A 22,216-nucleotide genomic window follows, 5' to 3' on the forward strand; every position below is an offset into this window, starting at 1 on the left:
AACGAAGGCAATCAAAACCTATTGGCGAAAGATCGTCAAGCGGTACACCTCATTTTTTAAGCTGTACACAAACAAATGTGGGAGGGGGCTTGCTCCCGATGGCGGAAGATCAGTCAATTTTTACGTCGACTGGATCACCGCTATCAGGGGCAAGCCCCCTCCCACATTTGGATACCACGTTTTTTGAAACTGTGGATAACTTAGGTCTTTTTGATTTTGACTGGGCGTTTCCAGCCGTCGATGTTGCGTTGGCGGGCGCGGGCGACGCCGAGTTGCAAGTTATCCACATCTTGGTTGATGGTAGAACCAGCAGCCGTGGTGGCGCCATCACCGACGTTCACTGGGGCAACCAGCGAATTATTGGAACCGATGAATACGTCTTCACCCAATACCGTCTTGTGCTTATTGGCACCATCGTAGTTACAGGTGATCGTGCCGGCGCCAATGTTGGTGCGAGCACCAATCACCGCATCGCCCAGGTAGGTGAGATGCCCAGCTTTGGCGCCTTCGCCCAGGCGAGCATTTTTCAGTTCCACGAAGTTACCTACATGGGCCTTGGCTTCTAGCACAGTGCCCGGACGCAGCCGCGCAAACGGACCCGCATCGCTGCCCCCGCCCATTACCGCGCCATCGATGTGACTGTTGGCCTTGACCACCACGCCTTTGCGCAGCGTGCTGTCCTTGATCACGCAATTGGGACCAATCACCACGTCGTCTTCGATGATTACTCGGCCTTCCAGGATCACGTTGATGTCGATCAGCACATCGCGGCCCACGGTCACCTCACCACGCACATCGAAACGCGCCGGGTCGCGCAAGGTCACGCCTTGGGCCATCAGGCGGCGGCCTTCACGCAGCTGATAGTGACGCTCCAGTTCGGCCAGTTGCTTACGGTCGTTGGCGCCCTGCACTTCCATCGGGTCGTGGGGCTGTTCAGTGGCAACCACGAGGCCGTCACTGACCGCCATCTCGATGACATCAGTGAGGTAGTACTCGCCTTGGGCGTTGTTGTTGGACAGGCGGCTCATCCAGTCGGCCAGGCGATCGGCAGGCACCGCGAGGATACCGGTGTTGCCTTCGGTGATGGCGCGCTGGGCTTCGCTGGCGTCCTTGTGCTCGACGATAGCCGCTACCTTGCCCTCGGCGTCACGCACGATGCGCCCGTAGCCGGTGGGGTCGTCCAGCTCGACGGTGAGCAGGCCCATCTGGTCAGGCACCACGTGCTTGAGCAGGCGTTGCAGGGTTTCCACTTCGATCAGAGGCACGTCGCCGTAAAGGATCAGCACGGTGTCAGCGGTAATGAACGGCACCGCTTGGGCAGTGGCGTGGCCGGTGCCCAGTTGCTTGTCCTGCAAGACGAAATTCAAGTCGTCTGCGGCCAGACGCTCGCGTACCACATCGGCACCGTGCCCGATGACGACGTGAATGCGCTGTGGGTCCAACTGCCGGGCACTGTGGATAACATGACCCAGCATGGAATTGCCTGCGACCGGGTGCAGCACCTTGGGCAGGGCTGAGCGCATGCGGGTGCCCTGGCCTGCGGCGAGAATTACGATTTCAAGAGACATGAATGGCTACCAATCCTGGGCGGTCCGACTTCAGACCAAAGAAGTGTTTTGCAAAAAAAGAAAAAGGGTAGCCGAGGCTACCCTTTTTAATCAATCACGCGTGAAGCGCAACGGCCAGGCCGCTTACTTCTTGCGGATCTGCTGGAGCGTCCGCAGCTGGGCTGCGGCTTCGGCCAGACGGACTGCAGCAGCGCTGTAGTCGAAGTCTGCGCCTTTTTCGTTCAGCGCCTTCTCGGCAGCCTTTACGGCTTCCTGAGCGGAGGCTTCATCCAGGTCGCCAGCACGTTGCACGGTGTCGGCAAGTACCTTGACCATGTTCGGCTGAACCTCGAGGAAACCACCGGAGATGTAAAACACCTCCTTTTCCCCGCCTTGCTTGGTCAGAGTGATCGGACCTGGCTTCAAGCTGGTGATCAACGGCGCGTGGCCCATGGCAATACCCAGGTCACCGAGTTCGCCGTGTGCAATCACCATTTCTACCAGACCGGAGAAGATTTCCCCTTCCGCGCTGACGATATCGCAATGGACTGTCATAGCCATCTGATTGCCTCAACCTGATGAGCGCCCGTTTCCGGGCGCCAGGATTACAGTTTCTTGGCTTTCTCGATCGCTTCTTCGATGCCGCCGACCATGTAGAACGCTTGTTCTGGCAGGTGGTCGTAGTCACCGTTGAGGATGCCTTTGAAGCCAGCAATGGTGTCTTTCAGGGAAACGTATTTACCCGAGGCACCGGTGAAGACTTCAGCCACGAAGAACGGCTGCGACAAGAAACGCTGGATCTTACGAGCACGGTTTACCAACTGCTTGTCGGCTTCCGACAGCTCGTCCATACCCAGGATCGCAATGATGTCCTTCAGTTCTTTGTAGCGCTGCAGCACGTACTGAACGCCGCGAGCGGTGTCGTAGTGCTCCTGGCCGATCACGTTCGGGTCCAGTTGGCGCGAAGTCGAGTCGAGTGGATCGACCGCTGGGTAGATACCCAGGGAAGCGATGTCACGGGACAGAACGACGGTGGCGTCCAAGTGGGCGAAGGTGGTAGCTGGCGACGGGTCGGTCAAGTCATCCGCAGGTACGTATACCGCTTGGATCGAGGTGATCGAACCTTCCTTGGTCGAAGTGATACGTTCTTGCAGAACGCCCATCTCTTCAGCCAGGGTCGGCTGGTAACCTACTGCAGAAGGCATACGGCCCAGCAGTGCGGATACTTCAGTACCGGCCAGGGTGTAACGGTAGATGTTGTCGACGAACAGCAGAACGTCGTTACCTTCGTCACGGAACTTCTCGGCCATGGTCAGGCCGGTCAGTGCTACGCGCAGACGGTTTCCCGGCGGCTCGTTCATCTGACCGTAAACCAGTGCCACTTTGTCCAGAACGTTGGAGTCCTTCATCTCGTGGTAGAAGTCGTTACCCTCACGAGTACGCTCACCCACACCGGCGAACACGGAATAACCGCTGTGCTCGATGGCGATGTTACGGATCAGTTCCATCATGTTTACGGTCTTGCCTACACCGGCACCACCGAACAGACCGACTTTACCGCCCTTGGCGAACGGGCAAACCAGGTCGATAACCTTGATGCCGGTTTCCAGCAGGTCGTTGCCGCCCGCTTGCTCGGCGAACGAAGGCGCTGCGCGGTGAATGCCCCAGCGTTCTTCGGTGGCGATCGGGCCAGCTTCGTCGATCGGGTTGCCCAGTACGTCCATGATCCGGCCCAGGGTCGCTTTACCGACCGGTACGGAGATGGCTGCGCCAGTGTCGACAACGTCCAGACCGCGCTTCAAGCCTTCGGTGGAACCCATCGCAATGGTACGAACTACGCCGTCGCCCAGCTGCTGCTGAACTTCCAGAGTAGTTTCCGCGCCTTGTACTTTCAGCGCGTTGTAGATGCTCGGTACGCTGTCGCGTGGGAATTCCACGTCGATAACGGCGCCGATGATTTGAACGATACGTCCGCTACTCATAGCTGGATCCTCTGAATATTTGAACCGTTAAACCGCGGCAGCGCCGCCGACGATTTCCGAGATCTCTTGGGTGATCGCAGCCTGACGCGCCTTGTTGTAGATCAGCTGCAAATCGCTGATCAGATCACCGGCGTTATCGGTAGCGTTTTTCATCGCGATCATCCGCGCCGCTTGTTCAGCTGCGTTGTTCTCGACCACCGCTTGGTACACCTGCGACTCCACGTAGCGCACCATCAAGCCGTCAAGCAGCTCTTTGGCGTCTGGTTCGTAGAGGTAGTCCCAGTGGTGCTTGAGTTCCTGATCCGGAGTCGCCACCAGTGGGATCAATTGCTCCACGGTTGGCTGCTGGGTCATGGTGTTGATGAACTTGTTGGATACCACGGACAGGCGGTCAATCCGGCCCTCCAGGTACGCATCCAGCATCACCTTCACACTGCCGATCAAATCATTGATCGACGGCTCTTCACCCAGGTGGCTGATAGCTGCAACGACGTTACCGCCGAAGTTACGGAAAAAGGCCGCACCCTTGCTACCAACAACACACAGATCGATCTCGACGCCCTTTTCGCGGTTTACCGCCATGTCCTTGACCAGGGCCTTGAACAGGTTGGTATTCAGACCACCGCACAACCCACGGTCACTGCTCACTACCACATAACCCACACGCTTGACTTCGCGGTCGATCATGAACGGGTGGCGGTATTCCGGGTTGGCGTTGGCCAGATGCCCAATTACCTGGCGGATACGCTCCGCATAAGGACGGCTAGCAGCCATGCGCATTTGTGCCTTGCGCATTTTGCTGACCGCCACTTTTTCCATGGCGCTGGTAATCTTTTGCGTGCTTTTGATGCTCGCAATCTTACTGCGAATCTCTTTTGCGCCTGCCATGTAACACCTATCAGGTTAGCAAGCGGGAGCCTTGCGGCTCCCGCTGCGGCTTACCAGGTTTGGGTGGCCTTGAACTTCTCGATACCGGCTTTCATGCCAGCGTCGATATCGTCATTGAAGTCACCCTTCACGTTGATCTTCGCCATCAATTCGGCGTGATCGCGGTTGAAGTAAGCAATCAGCGCTTGTTCAAAGCTGCCGACCTTGGCGATTTCAACGTCGGTCAGGAACCCACGCTCAGCGGCATACAGCGACAACGCCATGTCAGCGATCGACATTGGGGCGTATTGCTTCTGCTTCATCAGCTCGGTAACGCGCTGACCATGCTCAAGTTGCTTGCGGGTCGCTTCGTCCAGGTCAGAAGCGAACTGGGCGAATGCCGCCAGTTCACGGTACTGAGCCAGAGCGGTACGGATACCACCGGAGAGCTTCTTGATGATCTTGGTCTGAGCGGCACCACCCACACGGGATACCGAAACACCGGCGTTCACTGCAGGGCGGATGCCCGAGTTGAACATGGCCGATTCCAGGAAGATCTGACCGTCGGTGATCGAGATCACGTTGGTCGGAACGAACGCGGAAACGTCGCCAGCCTGGGTTTCGATGATCGGCAGTGCGGTCAGGGAACCGGTTTTGCCGGTCACTGCGCCGTTGGTGAACTTCTCTACGTACTCTTCGGAAACGCGGGATGCGCGCTCCAGCAGACGGGAGTGGAGATAGAACACGTCGCCTGGGTAGGCTTCACGGCCTGGTGGACGGCGCAGCAGCAGGGAAATCTGGCGGTAAGCCACTGCTTGCTTGGACAGATCGTCATAAACGATCAGCGCGTCTTCACCGCGGTCGCGGAAGAATTCACCCATGGTGCAACCGGAGTACGGTGCCAGGAATTGCAGCGCAGGAGATTCCGAAGCACTGGCAGCCACGATGATCGTGTTGGCCAGGGCGCCGTTTTCTTCCAGCTTGCGAACCACGTTGGCGATGGTCGATTGCTTCTGACCGATGGCTACGTAGACGCAGAAAATGCCGCTGTTCTTCTGGTTGATGATCGCGTCGATCGCCAGAGCGGTTTTACCGATCTGACGGTCACCGATGATCAGCTCACGCTGGCCACGGCCGACCGGGATCATGGCATCGACAGCCTTGTAGCCAGTCTGTACAGGCTGGTCTACCGACTTACGCCAGATCACGCCTGGAGCAACTTTCTCGACCGCGTCGGTCTCGGTGTTGCCCAGTGGACCTTTGCCGTCAACAGGGTTACCCAGTGCGTCGACTACGCGACCCAGCAGTTCCTTACCCACCGGAACTTCCAGGATGCGGCCTGTGCACTTGGCGCTCATGCCTTCAGCCAGACTGGTGTACGCGCCCAATACAACGGCACCTACGGAGTCTTGCTCCAGGTTGAGGGCCATACCGTAGACGCCGCCCGGAAACTCGATCATCTCGCCGTACATAACGTCGGCCAGACCGTGAATCCGCACGATGCCGTCAGATACGCTGACGACAGTGCCTTCGTTACGGGCTTGGGAGGTCACATCGAGCTTGTCGATGCGGCCCTTGATAATTTCACTTATTTCGGAAGGATTGAGTTGCTGCATTGCTCTGCTGCCCCTTCAAACTCAAGATTTCAATGCTTCGGCAAGTTTCGCGATTTTGCCGCGAATCGAGCCATCGATAACCAGGTCGCCGGCACGGATAACGACACCACCAATCAGGGATGCGTCCTCCGAAGCTTGCAGGCGCACTTCCCGATTGAGTCGTGCACTGAGAACCTTGGCGAGTTTGTCTTGCTGTTCTTGGTTCAATGCAAAAGCACTGGTCACTTCAACGTCTACCGACTTCTCTGCTTCGGCCTTGTAAAGGTCGAACAGAGCGGCAATCTCCGGCAACAGCGGGAGACGGTCGTTTTCGGCAATGACGTGGATGAAGTTCTGCACTTTCACATCAAACTTGTCGCCGCACACTTCAATAAAAGTGGCGGCCTTGTCTGCGCTCGTCAGGCGCGGGGCCTTGAGCACGCGCTGCATGGTGTCGTCTTGCGACACTGCTGCAGCCAGGCCGAGCATGGCTGACCAAGAGGCCAGTTGCTGGTGGGCCTGGGCGTGCTCGAAGGCTGCCTTAGCGTAAGGTCGAGCCAACGTGGTCAGTTCTGCCATGATCGCCCTCGCTTAAATTTCAGCAGCCAGTTTGTTAACCAGCTCCGCGTGCGCGTTTTGATCGATTGTGGCACCGAGGATCTTCTCAGCACCGCCGACCGCCAGAGCACCCAGTTGGGCACGCAGCGCGTCTTTGACGCCGTTCAGTTCCTGTTCGATCTCGGCATGAGCCGAAGCCTTCACACGGTCAGCTTCGACGCGGGCTTTTTCAACAGCCTCTTCGACGATCTGGTTACCGCGCTTCTTGGCTTGCTCAATGATCTCAGCTGCCTGTGCCTTAGCTTCGCGCAGTTGATGACCCACTTTCTCTTGGGCCAACTCCAGGTCGCGAGCTGCACGGCTGGCAGCGTCCAAACCATCCGCGATCTTCTTCTGACGTTCGTGCAAAGCCGCGATGACCGGAGGCCACACGAACTTCATGCAAAACACTACAAAAATGAAGAACGCAACGGATTGGCCAATCAGGGTTGCATTAATGTTCACGCCAACACCTCGCTCATTCGTTGTCCATCACCCTAATCACTCGAAAAGTCGAGTGATTAGCCAGCGAGTTGACCAACGAAGGGGTTCGCGAAGGTGAAGAACAGGGCGATACCAACGCCGATCATGGTTACGGCGTCGAGCAGGCCGGCAACGATGAACATTTTAACTTGCAGCATTGGAACCATTTCTGGCTGACGCGCTGCGCCTTCCAGGAATTTGCCGCCCAGCAGGCCGAAACCAATGGCAGTACCCAGGGCGCCCAGGCCGATCAACAGTGCAACAGCGATAGCGGTTAGACCAACTACAGTTTCCATCTTTCCTCCCGACTTTTACGTCGTATGGTTTAGGTTTTTTAGATTTTAAAGCGGTAAAACAAATCGTTTCATAGCCCTGAAGGGCCACCTTCCCGTTTCACCGGGAAGGACATCAGACTAGTCGAGACTGGTCTTAATGGTTCTCTTCGTGCGCCATCGACAGGTAGACGATGGTCAGCATCATGAAGATGAAGGCCTGCAGGGTGATGATCAGGATGTGGAACACAGCCCACGCCCACTGCAGAACGATGCCCAGGCCGCTAAGCCAGAGCAGACCGCTGCCGAACATCACAGCGATCAGAATGAACACCAGCTCGCCGGCATACATGTTGCCGAACAGTCGCAAGGCCAGGGAAATCGGCTTGGCAACCAGGGTTACGAATTCCAGCAGGAAGTTCACCGGGATCAGCAGGGCTTGAACGAAGATGTTCTTGCTGCCGAACGGGTGCAGGGTCAGTTCGCCAATGAAACCGCCGATGCCCTTGACCTTGATGCTGTAGAAAATGATCAACGCAAATACCGACAGGGCCATGCCCAGGGTAGCGTTCGGGTCAGTGGTCGATACGGCACGGAATGGAATGTGCGGATCGCCAGAGATCGCCATGGCCAGCTGAGGAATCCAGTCAACCGGGATCAGGTCGACGGCGTTCATCAGGAACACCCAGACGAAGATGGTCAGTGCCAGCGGTGCGATCACCGGGCTGCGGCCATGGAAGCTGTCTTTGACGCTGCCATCGACGAATTCGACCAATACTTCAACGAAGTTCTGCAAAGCACCTGGCTGACCGGAAGTCGCCTTCTTTGCCGCCATGCGGAAAATCAGGACAAAGATCAGGCCCAATGCGACCGACCAACCCAGAGTATCCAGGTGGAAAGCCCAGAAGCCCATTTCCTTGGCTTCTGCTGCGGTGTGGGCGAAGCCCCAGCCGCCGTTGGGAAGCTGACCGAAGGTCAGGTTCTGCAAGTGGTGCTGGATATAGCCCGAAGCGGTTGTTTCTGCCATGGTTGCCTCAAACGCCCTAAGGTTTCGAAAGTCTTGTTTTCATTAGCAGGGGAGCGAACCAGCTGACCAGTTGGGTCAACACGAAGACGCCGAATACAGCCAGCGGCGCCAATGGCTTCACACCTGCAAAGGTCAGTGCGAACAGCACTGCCGTCAAAATCAGTTTCCCCGCCTCGCCGGCATAAAAGGACCGGACGATAGCCTGGGCTGCTCGGGCGCCGGAAAACCGAAAGGCCCTGTGAGCAAAATACATATTGGGTAGCAAGGCTATCAGGCCTCCGCAGAGTCCGGAATATCCGGCTACGACTCCATGCCAGTACCAAAGCGCCAATGCGGCGATCAGCAGAATGACAAGTTGAGCCAATAAAACCGGAAAAACGGCCAAGCGATGGAACGGCAACGTGTTTGGCGTGCGGGTTTCCATCACTCTTGCTCCTCAATGGTCGGCTGCCGGAAATCAATAACTTGGCATACTTTGTGCCGACAAAATGCGCGCAGAGTATAGGGGCGGTTCTGCCCCTATTCAACTGCCGGGTAGTGATTTCCGATCACGCGCTACATGAGTAAATGTTTCAGCGAATGTTTCAACGGATATGGGCAAGGACGCCTTGAAGCTCGTCGAGGGAGTTATAGCCGATGACCAATTGCCCTTTGCCTTTCTTGCCATGGCGGATTTGCACCGCAGAGCCTAGGCGCTCGGCCAGGCGCTGCTCCAGGCGAGCGATATCCGGATCAGCTTTGGCGGTTTCGACCGGTGCAGGTTTGCCACTCAACCATTGGCGAACCAAGGCCTCGGTCTGACGAACGGTAAGCCCGCGTGCGACAACGTGTCGCGCCCCTTCAACCTGTTGATTTTCCGGCAAACCGAGCAAAGCGCGGGCGTGACCCATCTCCAGGTCGCCGTGGGACAACATGGTCTTGATGACTTCCGGCAGCGCGATCAAGCGCAGCAAGTTGGACACGGTCACGCGGGATTTGCCCACCGCATCGGCCACTTGTTGCTGGGTCAACTGGAATTCGTGCTGCAACCGTTGCAACGCGATCGCTTCTTCGATCGGGTTGAGGTCTTCACGTTGGATGTTTTCGATCAGCGCCATGGCAATCGCGGTTTCATCCGGCACATCGCGCACCATCGCCGGGATGGTTTCCTTGCCGGCTTGCTGACTGGCGCGCCAGCGGCGTTCGCCAGCGATGATTTCAAAGCGGCCGCTGCCGATCGGGCGTACCACGATCGGTTGCATGACGCCCTGGGCCTTGATCGAGTTGGCCAGCTCTTCCAGCGCCTGCGGGTCCATGTCCCGGCGCGGCTGGTATTTGCCGCGCTGGATCAGGTCCAGGGGCAAGTGCTGCAGCTCACGTTCATCGGCCTGCACCGCTTGCTCTTCCAGCGAAGTGACGGTCGGACCACTCAGGAGTGCATCCAGTCCACGTCCGAGACCTCGTTTTTTGACGGCCATGGGGATTCCTTAAGTTGGCTGGGCTGCAGCGGTGCGTGAATTGCGACGTTGGCGACGCACCATCTCGCCGGCCAGCGCCAGGTAGGCAATGGCGCCACGGGATGACTTGTCGTAGGCCAGCGCCGGCATGCCATAGCTTGGCGCTTCGGCCAGGCGAATGTTGCGTGGAATCACCGTGTCGTAGAGCTGGTCGCCGAAGTGTTCCTTGAGCTGCGCCGACACATCGTTCATCAGGCTCAGACGTGGATCGAACATGGTCCTGAGCAAACCTTCGATCTGCAGCTTCGGGTTGAGCAGTTCGGCGATACGCTTGATGTTATCCACAAGGTCGCTCAAGCCTTCGAGCGCGTAGTACTCGCACTGCATGGGGATAATCACCCCATCGGCGGCCACCAGGGCGTTGAGCGTCAGCATCGACAATGACGGCGGGCAGTCGATCAGGATGTAGTCGTAGTTCTCACGGATCGGCGCCAAGGCGCTGCGCAGACGGCTTTCTTTCATCTGCATTTCCAGCAACACCACTTCCGCCGCGGTCAGGTCGCGGTTGGCCGGCAGCAGTTGATAACCGCCGTGTTCGGAATAGTGCATGGCCTGGGCCAGGTCGCACTCACCGATCAGCAAGTCGTAGACCGAGTTTTCCAGGCCGTGTTTATCCACACCGCTACCCATGGTGGCGTTGCCCTGTGGATCGAGATCGATCAACAGCACCCGGCGCTTGGTCGCGACCAGGGATGCTGCGAGGTTGATGCAGGTGGTGGTTTTGCCCACGCCACCTTTCTGGTTCGCAATCGCGAATACCTTAGCCATTCTTGCTTGTGTTCCCAATCATGCCGTGCGGCGCAGTATCAGCAGATGGCGTTGGCCTTGGCAACCGGGTACGGCCAAGGCGTGTTCGCTATCGAGGTGGAAGTCTGCCGGCAATGCTAACAGCTCGTCGCTTGGATGGACGCCCTTCATTGCCAGCCAGCGGGTGTCGCGATCGCCCAGGTGGCGTGTCCAGTTGCTGAAATTCTCCATGCTGCTGAACGCCCGGGAAACAATTCCGTTGAAGGGCTGCTCAGGCGTAAAGGATTCAACGCGACTGTGGATAACGTGCAGGTTGTCCAGCTTGAGTTCAAGTTTGACCTGGGTCAGGAAGCGGGTTTTCTTGCCGTTGCTGTCCAGGCAAGTGACCTGCGACTCCGGGAAAAGGATGGCGAGCGGAATGCCAGGCATGCCGCCGCCACTGCCGACGTCCAGCCAGCGACCGTTCTCGATAAACGGCATCACGCTCAAACTGTCGAGCAAATGCCGCGAGACCATTTCGTCCGGATCGCGCACTGCCGTCAGGTTGTAGGCCTTGTTCCACTTGATCAACAGGGCCAGATAGCCCATCAGCAAGGCGTGCTGGGCTTCGGTCAGGTCGACGCCCAACTGGCGTGCACCTGTGGATAACTCTTCGGCGTGTTGCGAGGTGACCAACGAACTCAAGCGCTTTGCTCCAACTGACGGCCCGCGCCGCGTTTTTTCAAATGAATCATCAACAGCGAAATTGCTGCCGGAGTGACACCCGGTATACGCGAAGCCTGGCCTAGCGTTTCCGGCCGAGTTATCCCCAGCTTGCTTTGAATTTCCTTGGACAGCCCGGAAATCCCGGTGTAGTCGATATCCACAGGCAGCTTGGTATCTTCGCTGGCGCGCAGGCGAGCGATCTCGTCCTGCTGACGGTCGATGTAACCGGCGTACTTGGTCTTGATTTCGACCTGCTCGGCGACTTGCGGATCTTCTGCGCCGCCACCGGTCACTTCGACCAAGCCGGCGTAGTCAATTTCCGGACGGGAGAGCAGGTTCAGCAGATTGTATTCGTGAGTCAGCGGCGTGCCGAATTTTTCGGCGATCGCATCACCCTGTTCCGTGCCAGGGCGGACCCAGGTGCTTTTCAGCCGCTGCTCTTCGAGCGTGATGCTTTCGCGTTTTTTGCAGAAGGCCGCCCAGCGCGCGTCATCGACCAACCCCAGCTCGCGACCTTTTTCGGTCAAGCGCAGATCGGCGTTGTCTTCGCGCAGGATCAGACGGTATTCCGCCCTGGACGTGAACATCCGGTACGGTTCCTGGGTGCCCAGGGTGATCAGGTCGTCGACCAATACGCCGATGTACGCCTCATCGCGACGCGGGCACCAGCTGTCTTTGCCCTGTGCACGCAATGCCGCGTTGGTTCCGGCCAGCAAACCCTGGGCGCCGGCTTCTTCGTAACCGGTGGTGCCGTTGATTTGCCCGGCGAAGAACAGGCCACCGATCACTTTGGTTTCCAAGCTGTACTTCAGGTCACGCGGGTCGAAGTAGTCGTACTCGATGGCGTAGCCAGGGCGAACGATATGCGCATTTTCCATGCCGCGAATCGACTGAACGATCTGGATTTGCACATCGAACGGCAGGGAAGTGGAAATCCCGTTCGGGTACAGCTCATGGGTAGTCAAACCTTCCGGCTCGATGAAGACCTGATGGCTTTCCTTGTCGGCAAAGCGATGGATCTTGTCTTCAATCGACGGGCAATAACGCGGGCCGATGCCTTCGATTACCCCGGAGTACATCGGCGAACGGTCGAGGTTCGCGGCGATGATTTCGTGAGTGCGGGCATTGGTATGGGTGATCCAGCAACTGACCTGTTTCGGATGCTGTTCCTTGGAACCCATGAACGACATGACCGGGATCGGTGTATCGCCGGCTTGTTCGGTCATTACCGAGAAATCCACAGAACGCCCGTCAATTCGCGGCGGGGTTCCGGTTTTCAAGCGGCCGACACGCAGTGGCAACTCACGCAGCCTTTTTGCCAAGGCAATCGAGGGCGGATCACCGGCGCGACCACCGGAGTAGTTCTGCATGCCGATGTGGATAAGTCCGCCGAGAAAGGTACCGGTGGTCAACACCACAGATTCTGCGAAGAAACGCAGACCCATTTGCGTGACAACACCGCGCACCTGGTCGTGCTCGACAATCAGGTCGTCCGCTGCCTGTTGAAATATCCACAGGTTCGGCTGGTTTTCCAGGGTTTCGCGCACCGCGGCCTTGTACAGGATGCGGTCAGCTTGTGCCCGAGTGGCGCGTACGGCCGGGCCTTTACGGCTGTTGAGCACACGAAATTGAATACCACCTTTGTCGGTAGCCATGGCCATCACGCCGCCAAGGGCATCGATTTCCTTGACCAGATGGCTTTTGCCGATACCACCGATGGCAGGGTTGCAACTCATGGCACCGAGGGTTTCCACGTTATGCGTGAGCAACAGGGTTTTTACGCCCATGCGTGCTGACGCCAGTGCTGCCTCGGTACCGGCATGACCGCCGCCGATGACGATCACTTCAAAACGGGAAGGGAAATCCACCACGCACCTCGTGCCTGCTTATGTAGGTAATCAGGAATTGTTTGTTGAAAGAGTTTTAGAGCTTTGGCGGCAAGTATAGGGACTTAGCCCTTCCTAAAGAACCCTTTGCACAAAATTTAACCAGCTGTGGATGAATCACGGACAATAGAAATTAAAAGAGAGAAATTTATTAAATCTTTGTTTTTATGTTTATTTATACTGAGCATCATTTCTGTGGATAGATTGCTACAGGCCTTTATATACGTAGTGTACAGAGATTCAAAAGTCTGTGGCCAGGTAGCAATGAGAGGCTTGGATAAGTGCCTTAAGCCTGTGGATTAAAACGATGGTTATCCACAGAGCGGGTTTTGCTCAGGTTTCAGGCATGGTTATCAACCGGGCACAAGGGCGGTTACTCACAGGGCTTAACCTGGGAAAAAAGCTGAATCGAGGCCCAACGAACGACGGAATCGATGCTGATTCGTCCTCAAGACATCTATTGTGGGAATACACGTGGGCAGTTAATAATAGCGATTATCATTAACTCACTTATCGCGCCTATGTCTCCTCCATCCCACACGGCAGCTGTGCAGCGCATCTACGAGCAACACCATTCGTGGTTGCAAGGGTGGCTCAAAGGCAAATTGCATGACGCCTGCGATGCGGCCGATGTAGCCCACGATACGTTCGTGCGTATTCTGGGTGGACGGGACGCCGTGCAGATTCTCGAACCAAGGGATTACCTGGCGACTATCGCCAGAGGTCTGGTGATTGATCGCTATCGCCGGCATGCCATCGAGCAGGCTTACAAACAAACCCTGGCTGAGCGTCCTGAAGCCACTGCCATCAGTGAAGAGGAAAAGGCGATCATCATTGAAACGCTGGTGGCTGTGGATAAGGCGCTGTCTGGTTTGGGTGAACGAGCACGCCGGATCTTCATGCTGTCGCAAATCGAAGGCCTGACTTATCAACAGATCGCCGATCAATTGCAGGTGTCGTTGACCACAGTGAAGAAACACATGATCCGCGCTCTTACCGAGTGTTCACTGATCATGGCCGGTTTGTAATGCCAGCACCCGACCGCAAGACATTCGAGGCGGCTGCCAGTTGGTACGTGCAGTTCCAGGCACAATCGCCGACGCCCGCCGAGCGGCTGGCGTGGCAACAATGGCTCAATGGAGACCCTTCCCATCAGGCTGCCTGGAACCAGCTTGAGCAGCTTCAGCGTAGCCTTGGCGCCTTGCCCCAGGACGTCACACGCCGCGCGTTGACCGCCACGCAGCAACGCCGGCAAGTCCTCAAATGGATGCTGGTACTCGGCGGCACCGGGTATCTGGGCTGGAATGTGCAACAACATACATCCCTGGGGAACGTATGGGCTGACTACCGAACGCCTGTGGGTAAACGTCGACACATCGAGCTGGTCGATGGCACTCAGGTCTATCTCAACACTAATACGGCCATTGATGTGATATTCGACTCTCGCCAACGTTTGATCCGCCTTCGCGAGGGCGAGGTACTTATCCACAGCGGCAAGCGCGGTGGGCAAACACCCTTGTATGTGGAGACTCGCCATGGTCGGGTGGAAGCATTGGGCACCCGGTTTACGGTGCGTCAGTTCGCGGATTCCACTCGGGTAGGCGTTCTGGAAGACCGGGTCAGGCTGTCTCCAATTGATCAGCCGGACCACAACCGAACCCTTGGCGCCGGCCAAGGCGCGGATTTTGATCGACGCCACATAAGCGTGACCCAGCGTTATGGCGGAACACAGGCGGCCTGGGTCGACGGCCAATTGGTTGTGCTCGATGCCAGGCTGGGCGACGTCATCGATGAATTGGCGCGCTATCGGCCGGGCTTGCTGCAGTGTGACCAAGCCTCAGCTCGCCTGCGTGTTTCCGGCGCGTTCCGGCTGGATTCCACCGATGCGGTATTGGCCAACCTGCAAGCAACCCTGCCGATCCAGGTGAACTATTTCACGCGCTATTGGGTGTCAGTCAAACGAATCGGCTGAGTGGGAAAAATTACCCACAGGGGGTTATCTTTTTTTGGCCTGGTTCGGCCCTGCTGATAATCACGACGCTATCTTCAGGGCTTACCCACCTATGTGCCTTCCCCCCAAGCTACGCCAGCGACTCTCCTGCCATGCCATCAGCTACGCATTGCTGCTCACCACCACGGGCGGCGCGTTGTTGTCCCCCACTGCCATGGCTGCCAGCGCGACGCAACACTACGCTATCGCTGCCGGCCCACTGGATAGAGCGCTAAGCCAGTTTGCCGCCAGGGCCAACGTGATTCTGTCCTTCTCGCCCCAGCAGACTTCGCGCCTGACCACGCCCGGTTTGGACGGCGATTATTCGGTGGACCAAGGTTTCGTGCTGTTGCTGCGAGACTCCGGTTTGCAAGCAGTTGCCCAGGCGCCCGGCAGCTATGGATTGCAAGCGGTGCCCACAGGGCAGCTCACCCTTGCACCGACAACTGTGAGTGGCTATCAACAGGATGGATTCAGTCAGGACAGTGTTGGGGACGTAGGCTACAAGGCGCAGAACAGCCGCATTGGCACCAAGACCAGCACGCCACTGTCAGAGACGCCTCGTTCGGTATCGGTGGTGACCGGGCAGCGTATCAAGGACCAGAAATCCCAGACACTGACTGAAGTACTGGGCTATGTACCCGGCATTTTCGCGCCGCCTTTTGCCGCCGGCGACGGGCTGGCAGGCGATCTGTTTTTCATTCGAGGCTTCAACGCTACGGACTACGGCTACGGTCTGCTCAGAGACGGACTGCGCGTGCAAGGCAACCGGTACGACACCACCAGTGAGCCTTATGGCCTGGAGCGCGTCGAAGTGTTCCGCGGTCCGTCTTCGCTGCTCTACGGTGAAAACGCCCCGGGCGGTTTGGTCAATCTGGTCAGCAAACACCCAACCGCCAATCCACAGGGCGAGGTGCAATTGGGGTATGGCTCAAACAACCGCCGCCAGGTGGGTGTGGATATCTCCGGGCCGCTCAATGACAGCGACAATATCCTTGGCCGCCTGGTGATGCTTGGCCGCAAATCCGATACCCAGACCGACCACGTACCGGATGATCGCGTTTACATCGCGCCTTCTCTCACGCTCAATTTCGACGACTACAACACCCTGACCCTGTTGGCCAACTACCAGAAGGACCACACCAACCTGGAGCTCGGTCTGCCAGCTGCAGGCACGCTGCTCAGCAATCCCAACGGTAAACTGTCCAAGCACACCATGCTCGGCGATCCGGATTGGAATACTTTCGAGCGCGAATCCTGGAGCACCGGCTACGAGTTCAGCCACAGCTTCAACGACGATTGGCAGTTGCGCCAAAATTCGCGATACATGCAGTCACGCGTCAACCGCCATGAGACCTGGCCGAGCGCGCTGAATAACCGGGGCTTTGGTACCCAACTGAACATGACTGCCTACGATCGCTACAACAAGTCGATGGTCTATTCGCTGGATAACCAGCTCGAAGGCAAATTCCAGGTTGGCGGCCTGGAAAACACGGTGCTGTTCGGCGCCAGCTACGACCGTACCTCGTTCAGCCAGGACTGGGATGCCGGCTCCGCCGGTACCATCAATGTGTATAACCCGGTGTACCTGCGGGACCCGCTCACGCCAATCGCCGTGCAGAACACCTTGCTTGAGCAGCAGATGAAAGGCGTTTACGCCCAGATCCAGAGCAAGTACGACCACTGGCTGTTCCTGCTCGGTGGCCGACAGGACTGGGTCGACAGCGATTTTCGCGACAAGGTGAACAAGGCCAGCGACATCAGCACCGACGACCGCAAATTCACCTACCAGGGCGGCGTGATGTACCAGTTCGACAACGGCGTGACGCCGTATGTCAGCTATTCCACCGCGTTCGTCCCCGTACAGCAGATCTCCAACGCCGGTTCGCCGTTGAAGCCGATCACCAGCAGCCAATATGAAGTGGGTGTGAAGTACGAGCCAATCGGTTGGGACACGGCCATGACGCTGTCGGTGTACGACTTGCGCAAACAGGACGATACCTACCTGGACGCCACCACCAACAGCTATCGCCAGGTAGGTGAGAGTCGGGCCAAAGGCGTGGAAGTGGAAGTCAACAGCAACCTTACGCCGAACCTGAATGTGACGGCGGCTTACACCTACACCGACGCACGCATTACCAAGGATTCTGCCACCTCCCTGGTAGAAGGCCACCAGATGACCGGCGTTCCCCGCAACCAGGCTTCCGTGTGGAGCAAGTATCGCTTCCTTGACGGTCAACTCAAGGGACTGTCCGTAGGCGGCGGCGTGCGCTATTTCGACAGCACCTTCTCCTACACCGCACCTACGCTGTACGGGAAGTTGGACGCCGGCAGTGTCACGTTGGTAGACGCGTCGGTGGGCTATCAGATCGACCCGCACTGGTCGGTGGATGTGAACGCCAAGAACCTGTTCGACAAGGAATATGTGTCCGGTTGCAACGATGCGGGGCGCTGCTATTGGGGTGACAGCCGTACCTTGCTGGGTACGGTGTCGTACAACTGGTAACCAAGAGCCTGGCTATTTACCGATACAGAAGCTGGAAAAGATTCGCCCCAGCAAGTCATCGGAGCTGAAGGCACCGGTAATCTCGCCCAACAGCTGCTGCGCCTGGCGCAAGTCTTCGGCCAGCAGCTCCCCTGCGCCCGCCAGGGTCAGCTGTGCCCGCCCGTGCTCCAGCGCTGCGCTGGCGTGGCGAAGCGCCTCCAGATGCCTGCGACGCGCACTGAAGCTGCTTTCAGAGGTTTGCTCATAACCCATGCAGGCCTTGAGATGGTCACGTAGCAACTCCAGGCCATCCCCTGCCGATTTGGCACTGAGGCTGATAGTCACGTGGCCATCCTCGCTGGTTTCCATGGCGATGGCTTCACCTGTCAGGTCGGCCTTGTTACGGATCAAGGTGACTTTGGCCGGGTCTGGCCGATGTTCAAGGAATTCCGGCCACAACGCGAAAGGATCCACAGCCTCGGGGGCAGTTGCGTCCACCACCAACAACACTCGATCTGCTTCGCCGATGGCTTTGAGCGCGCGTTCCACGCCGATCTTCTCCACCTGGTCGTCGGTATCGCGCAACCCGGCTGTGTCCACCACGTGCAACGGCATGCCATCGATGTGGATATGTTCGCGCAGAATATCGCGGGTGGTACCGGCAATTTCAGTAACGATCGCCGCTTCGCGCCCCGCCAAAGCATTAAGCAGGCTGGATTTACCGGCGTTGGGACGTCCGGCAATCACCACGGTCATGCCATCGCGCAACAATGCGCCCTGCCCGGCTTCTCGCAGCACTGTGGATAACTCCTCACGGACTTTATCCAGCATTGCCAGGACGTGGCCATCGGCCAAAAAGTCGATTTCCTCTTCCGGGAAGTCAATGGCCGCCTCGACGTAGATGCGCAGGCTGATCAACTGCTCGGTCAGGTTATGCACACGCAGGGAAAAAGCCCCCTGCAACGAGCGCAATGCGTTGCGCGCAGCTTGTGCAGAACTGGCTTCGATCAGGTCGGCAATCGCCTCGGCCTGGGCCAGGTCAAGTTTGTCGTTGAGGAATGCCCGCTCGCTGAACTCTCCCGGCCGGGCCAGGCGGCAGCCCAACTGCAGGCAACGCTGCAGCAGCATATCCAATACCACCGGACCACCATGCCCCTGCAGTTCCAGCACATCTTCGCCAGTGAAAGAGTTGGGGCCCGGGAAGTACAGGGCCAGGCCCTCATCCAGCACACTGTCATCCGCGTCCAGAAACGCGCCGTAATGGGCAAACCGGGGTTTGAGTTCACGCCCGCTGATCGCCTTGGCGGCCACACTTGCGAGCGGCCCGGAAATTCGAACGATACCCACGCCACCACGACCTTGAGCGGTGGCGACAGCAGCGATGGTTTCACGAGGAGCGCTCATCAGCAGGTTCCAGAATTAAAGTGTCGGAAAGCAAAACGCCCCACTAGGGGGCGTCTTGAGTGGTTATCCACAGAGTAAATTACGCCTCGGCTTTTTTGGTAGCCGCTTCGATTTTACGTGTGATGTACCACTGTTGGGAGATCGACAACACGTTGTTGACTACCCAGTACAGCACCAGACCCGCAGGGAACCACAGGAAGAAGAAGGTGAAGATGATGGGCATCATTTTCATCACCTTGGCCTGCATCGGATCCGGCGGAGTCGGGTTCAGGCGCTGCTGGATAAACATAGTCGCGCCCATGATGATCGGCAGGATAAAGAACGGGTCTTTGATCGACAGGTCAGTTATCCACAGCATGAACGGCGCCTGGCGCATTTCCACGCTTTCCAGGAGTACCCAGTAAAGCGACAGGAACACCGGCATCTGCACCAGAATCGGCAAGCAACCACCCAACGGGTTGATCTTCTCTTTCTTGTACAGCTCCATCATGGCCTGCGACATTTTCTGCCGGTCGTCACCATGTTGCTCTTTCAGCGCAGCCAGTTTCGGCGCGACGGCACGCATGCGCGCCATCGACTTGTAGCTGGCGGCCGACAGCGGGAAGAAGATCCCCTTGATCAGCATGGTCAGGAAGATGATCGAGAAGCCCCAGTTACCCACAATGCTGTGGATATGTTGCAGCAGCCAGAAAATCGGCTGGGCAATGAACCACAGGAAGCCGTAATCCACAGTCAATTCCAGACCTGGGGACAACTCTTTCAGTACAGCCTGGCTTTTCGGGCCGGCGTACAGGGTAGCGCTGGTTTCAGCCTTGGCACCTGGTGCGACGGTCAACGCCGGGCCAGTAAAGCCAATGATGTAGTTGCCTTGGCTGTCCTTGCGGGTTTGAACCAGGTTCGCGTCACCCTTGTTCGGGATCCATGCGGTCACGAAGTAGTGCTGCAGCCAGGCGACCCAGCCACCTTGAACGGTTTCCTTCAGCGCGCCCTTGTCGATGTCTTTCATCGACACTTTTTTGTACGGTTCGCTACTTGTCCACAGGGCGGCGCCCAGGTAAGTCGCGGTGCCGGTGGCAGTGCTGGAGGAAGGATCAGAGCTGGCGTCACGCTTGAGCTGGGCAAACAGGTTGCCGCTCCAGGCTTTGTCGCTGGTGTTGTCGATCAGGTAAGTGACCTTCAGATCGTACAAACCACGAGTGAAGCTGAAACGCTTGATGTAATTGACGCCGTCGAGGCTGAATTTCAGGTCGACGTTCAACTGGTTCTGGCCGTCAGCCAGTTGATAAGACTTCTGCTCGGTCGAATAAATCGGACGACCGGTAGCACGTGCATCCGGGCCATTGGTGCCGGTCAGCCCGCTTTGTGCCAGATAAGTACGTTCACCGCCGTTATCGAACAGCTGGAACGGAACATCCGGGTGGTCTTGGCGACGTGGATAAAGCGGCAGCTTCAGCTGTGCGATATCACCACCCTGTGGGTCGATAGCCAGGTCGAGCACATCCGTTTTGACGTGGATGAGGTCTTTGTTGGTGACCACTGGCGTTTCTAACGGGGCACTTGTCTCGCCATTCGCGCTGGGAACATCGGCACTCGCGGACGCATTGTTACCCAGCGGGGTGTCCGGAATAGCCGGCGCAGCCTGATTGGCAGCAACATTCTGAGTCGGCAGGGCAGCCTGGCCGTAGTCTTGGTTCCATTTCAGGACCATGACGTAGGACACGATTGCCAGGGCGACGATCAGGATCGTGCGTTTAATATCCATGATTACTCGGCCATCGAAGAAGAACGGGAGGTAGGGATAGGCGGAACCGGGTCATAACCACCGGGATTCCACGGATGACAGCGACCTAAACGACGAAAGGTCAGCCAGCCACCGCGCAGAAGACCATGATTTTCTATGGCCTCTAACGCGTAGCAGGAACAACTGGGGTAGAAACGACAGTGGCTGGCCATCAGAGGACTAATGGCATAGCGATAAAACTGGATCGGAACGAGGGCCAGTTTACGCATCGCTACTGTCTACCCCTACAGTTTCGGTGCTGACTGCTGGTGCTGGTTTGTGGGTACGCGCCAGACGTTTCCAGAGCTTGCCGAAATGCTGAATCAATTCGGGGTTTTCTACATCCCCCAAGCCTTTGCGCGCGACGATAACAATATCCCAACCAACCAGAGTCTCCTGGTGGAGGCGAAACGATTCGCGCATCAGACGCTTGAGGCGATTGCGCTCAACGGAGAGCTTTACGCTCTTCTTGCCGATCACCAACCCGAGACGGGGGTGATCAAGATCGTTGTTACGCGCAAGGAGCAGGAGATTTTTCCCCGGAACCTTGCCGGTGGGGGAGTCAAAGACTGCCTTGAAGTGCCGGGGGGTTAGCAGACGCTTTTCCCGACTGAAGTCCTGACTCACCACCAGTACCGGATTATCAAACTGCCAGACGCGCACGACCTTTGGCGCGGCGACGCGACAGGACAGCACGGCCGTTCTTGGTAGCCATGCGAGCACGGAAGCCGTGAGTACGGGCGCGTTTGATGGTGCTTGGTTGGAAAGTACGTTTCATGGCGTTGTTACCTGGTTCGTCCACAACGGGCCGGAATGGCCCCCGTTTTAAGAGACCGGCGATTCTAGAGAAAGCAAGCCTCTAGGTCAATTTCCAACCAGCTTTTCCTTCAATTAGATCACTTGAGGCCACGCCGCCTCTTTTTCCCTGCTTGCCGTTCGTGAGCAATGCCATAGATATAAAAATAAAGAAGGAAGGTATTTAAAGCTTTTCTGTAAAGCTTATAAAAGCTAGAGAGCCATTCATCTGTGGATAACTGCCTTCAGGCCATATTCTGCAAGCTGTACAGAGAATGACAACACGGGGGAGAAACGGTGTTCTGCCTGTGCTGCGCTATCGGATAAGCTGTGTGTGGAATGGGTTGTTATCCACAGGCCAGTTACCCACAGACTTTCGCACCCACTTGTGCAACGAGCTCAGGTGCGGTTATCCACAGAGCTTATCCACTGACCGCTGGTCGACTTTTTTAGGGTTAAGACGTTGATTTTGGCTGGCCTGTGAGCAACCTACATGTGGATAAGTGGGCGGCTGATCGCTACAATGGCGGCTGTTTTTGCCTCACCGGCTTTCAACTT

The 22,216-nt window shown here is 57.2% G+C and carries 22 protein-coding genes; 3 read left to right on the top strand and 19 right to left on the bottom strand.

The genetic code is table 11. From position 1 onward, the window contains the following. Nucleotides 1-200: 200 nt before the first annotated feature. From glmU to mnmG, 14 genes are all read right to left on the bottom strand, one after another. On the bottom strand, nt 201-1,568 hold the full coding sequence (gene glmU, locus SC318_RS26820; protein WP_320429117.1) for a bifunctional UDP-N-acetylglucosamine diphosphorylase/glucosamine-1-phosphate N-acetyltransferase GlmU: 1,368 nt from the start codon (nt 1,566-1,568) through the stop codon (nt 201-203). 123 nt (nt 1,569-1,691) lie between these two features. Next, the gene (locus SC318_RS26825; protein ID WP_003177061.1) at nt 1,692-2,108 is read right to left on the bottom strand and encodes a F0F1 ATP synthase subunit epsilon; all 417 of its coding nucleotides are present in this window, start codon (nt 2,106-2,108) and stop codon (nt 1,692-1,694) included. A gap of 44 nt (nt 2,109-2,152) precedes the next feature. After that, on the bottom strand, nt 2,153-3,529 hold the full coding sequence (atpD, locus tag SC318_RS26830; RefSeq protein ID WP_003195827.1) for a F0F1 ATP synthase subunit beta: 1,377 nt from the start codon (nt 3,527-3,529) through the stop codon (nt 2,153-2,155). 27 nt (nt 3,530-3,556) lie between these two features. After that, nucleotides 3,557-4,417 (bottom strand): F0F1 ATP synthase subunit gamma, encoded by an 861-nt coding sequence (gene atpG / locus SC318_RS26835; protein ID WP_010207685.1) that lies wholly within the window; start codon nt 4,415-4,417, stop codon nt 3,557-3,559. 50 nt (nt 4,418-4,467) lie between these two features. Further along, complete coding sequence (gene atpA, locus SC318_RS26840) at nt 4,468-6,012, bottom strand: F0F1 ATP synthase subunit alpha (RefSeq protein WP_003177064.1); 1,545 nt, start codon at nt 6,010-6,012, stop codon at nt 4,468-4,470. A gap of 21 nt (nt 6,013-6,033) precedes the next feature. After that, a complete protein-coding gene (locus tag SC318_RS26845; RefSeq protein WP_003195833.1) occupies nt 6,034-6,570 on the bottom strand; it encodes a F0F1 ATP synthase subunit delta in 537 nt (178 codons plus the stop codon). 12 nt (nt 6,571-6,582) lie between these two features. Beyond that, nucleotides 6,583-7,053 (bottom strand): F0F1 ATP synthase subunit B, encoded by a 471-nt coding sequence (locus SC318_RS26850; protein WP_003177066.1) that lies wholly within the window; start codon nt 7,051-7,053, stop codon nt 6,583-6,585. 56 nt (nt 7,054-7,109) lie between these two features. Beyond that, nucleotides 7,110-7,367, bottom strand: coding sequence for a F0F1 ATP synthase subunit C (gene atpE / locus SC318_RS26855; protein WP_002555987.1), 258 nt, complete (start codon nt 7,365-7,367; stop codon nt 7,110-7,112). Between the two features lie 133 nt (nt 7,368-7,500). Further along, nucleotides 7,501-8,370 carry a F0F1 ATP synthase subunit A gene (gene atpB / locus SC318_RS26860; RefSeq protein ID WP_124388887.1) on the bottom strand — a complete coding sequence of 290 codons (870 nt, stop codon included), beginning with the start codon at nt 8,368-8,370 and terminating at the stop codon, nt 7,501-7,503. Nucleotides 8,371-8,386: 16 nt separating this feature from the next. Continuing rightward, entirely contained in the window at nt 8,387-8,794 is a 408-nt protein-coding gene (locus tag SC318_RS26865) for a F0F1 ATP synthase subunit I (protein WP_043048220.1), read from the bottom strand. 160 nt (nt 8,795-8,954) lie between these two features. Continuing rightward, nucleotides 8,955-9,827, bottom strand: coding sequence for a ParB/RepB/Spo0J family partition protein (locus SC318_RS26870; RefSeq protein WP_320429122.1), 873 nt, complete (start codon nt 9,825-9,827; stop codon nt 8,955-8,957). 9 nt (nt 9,828-9,836) lie between these two features. After that, nucleotides 9,837-10,634 (bottom strand): ParA family protein, encoded by a 798-nt coding sequence (locus SC318_RS26875; RefSeq protein WP_124388889.1) that lies wholly within the window; start codon nt 10,632-10,634, stop codon nt 9,837-9,839. A gap of 18 nt (nt 10,635-10,652) precedes the next feature. Next, nucleotides 10,653-11,297: a 16S rRNA (guanine(527)-N(7))-methyltransferase RsmG gene (gene rsmG / locus SC318_RS26880; RefSeq protein ID WP_306490978.1), complete on the bottom strand. Its 645-nt coding sequence runs from the start codon at nt 11,295-11,297 to the stop codon at nt 10,653-10,655. Next, nucleotides 11,294-13,186 (bottom strand): tRNA uridine-5-carboxymethylaminomethyl(34) synthesis enzyme MnmG, encoded by a 1,893-nt coding sequence (mnmG, locus tag SC318_RS26885; protein WP_320429123.1) that lies wholly within the window; start codon nt 13,184-13,186, stop codon nt 11,294-11,296. Before mnmG ends, rsmG begins: the two co-directional genes overlap by 4 nt. Before the next feature lie 539 nt (nt 13,187-13,725). On the opposite strand from mnmG, the gene SC318_RS26890 reads away from it, so the two are divergent. From SC318_RS26890 to SC318_RS26900, 3 genes are all read left to right on the top strand, one after another. After that, nucleotides 13,726-14,232, top strand: coding sequence for a sigma-70 family RNA polymerase sigma factor (locus SC318_RS26890; RefSeq protein WP_320431300.1), 507 nt, complete (start codon nt 13,726-13,728; stop codon nt 14,230-14,232). After that, nucleotides 14,232-15,176, top strand: coding sequence for a FecR domain-containing protein (locus SC318_RS26895; protein WP_320429124.1), 945 nt, complete (start codon nt 14,232-14,234; stop codon nt 15,174-15,176). Before SC318_RS26890 ends, SC318_RS26895 begins: the two co-directional genes overlap by 1 nt. Before the next feature lie 91 nt (nt 15,177-15,267). After that, nucleotides 15,268-17,700: a TonB-dependent siderophore receptor gene (locus SC318_RS26900; RefSeq protein WP_320429125.1), complete on the top strand. Its 2,433-nt coding sequence runs from the start codon at nt 15,268-15,270 to the stop codon at nt 17,698-17,700. A 12-nt stretch (nt 17,701-17,712) separates the two neighbouring features. On the opposite strand, the gene mnmE is transcribed toward SC318_RS26900, so the two are convergent. From mnmE to rpmH, 5 genes are all read right to left on the bottom strand, one after another. After that, nucleotides 17,713-19,083 (bottom strand): tRNA uridine-5-carboxymethylaminomethyl(34) synthesis GTPase MnmE, encoded by a 1,371-nt coding sequence (mnmE, locus tag SC318_RS26905; RefSeq protein WP_320429127.1) that lies wholly within the window; start codon nt 19,081-19,083, stop codon nt 17,713-17,715. 79 nt (nt 19,084-19,162) lie between these two features. Next, entirely contained in the window at nt 19,163-20,845 is a 1,683-nt protein-coding gene (gene yidC / locus SC318_RS26910) for a membrane protein insertase YidC (protein ID WP_320429128.1), read from the bottom strand. A gap of 2 nt (nt 20,846-20,847) precedes the next feature. Next, nucleotides 20,848-21,093, bottom strand: a complete 246-nt coding sequence (gene yidD / locus SC318_RS26915; RefSeq protein WP_010207715.1) for a membrane protein insertion efficiency factor YidD — start codon at nt 21,091-21,093, stop codon at nt 20,848-20,850. After that, a complete protein-coding gene (gene rnpA, locus SC318_RS26920; protein WP_413817653.1) occupies nt 21,086-21,493 on the bottom strand; it encodes a ribonuclease P protein component in 408 nt (135 codons plus the stop codon). Before rnpA ends, yidD begins: the two co-directional genes overlap by 8 nt. Before the next feature lie 13 nt (nt 21,494-21,506). Next, entirely contained in the window at nt 21,507-21,641 is a 135-nt protein-coding gene (gene rpmH, locus SC318_RS26925) for a 50S ribosomal protein L34 (RefSeq protein WP_003213577.1), read from the bottom strand. Nucleotides 21,642-22,216: the final 575 nt, after the last annotated feature.

The organism is Pseudomonas sp. MUP55, from assembly GCF_034043515.1.
Lineage (GTDB): Bacteria > Pseudomonadota > Gammaproteobacteria > Pseudomonadales > Pseudomonadaceae > Aquipseudomonas.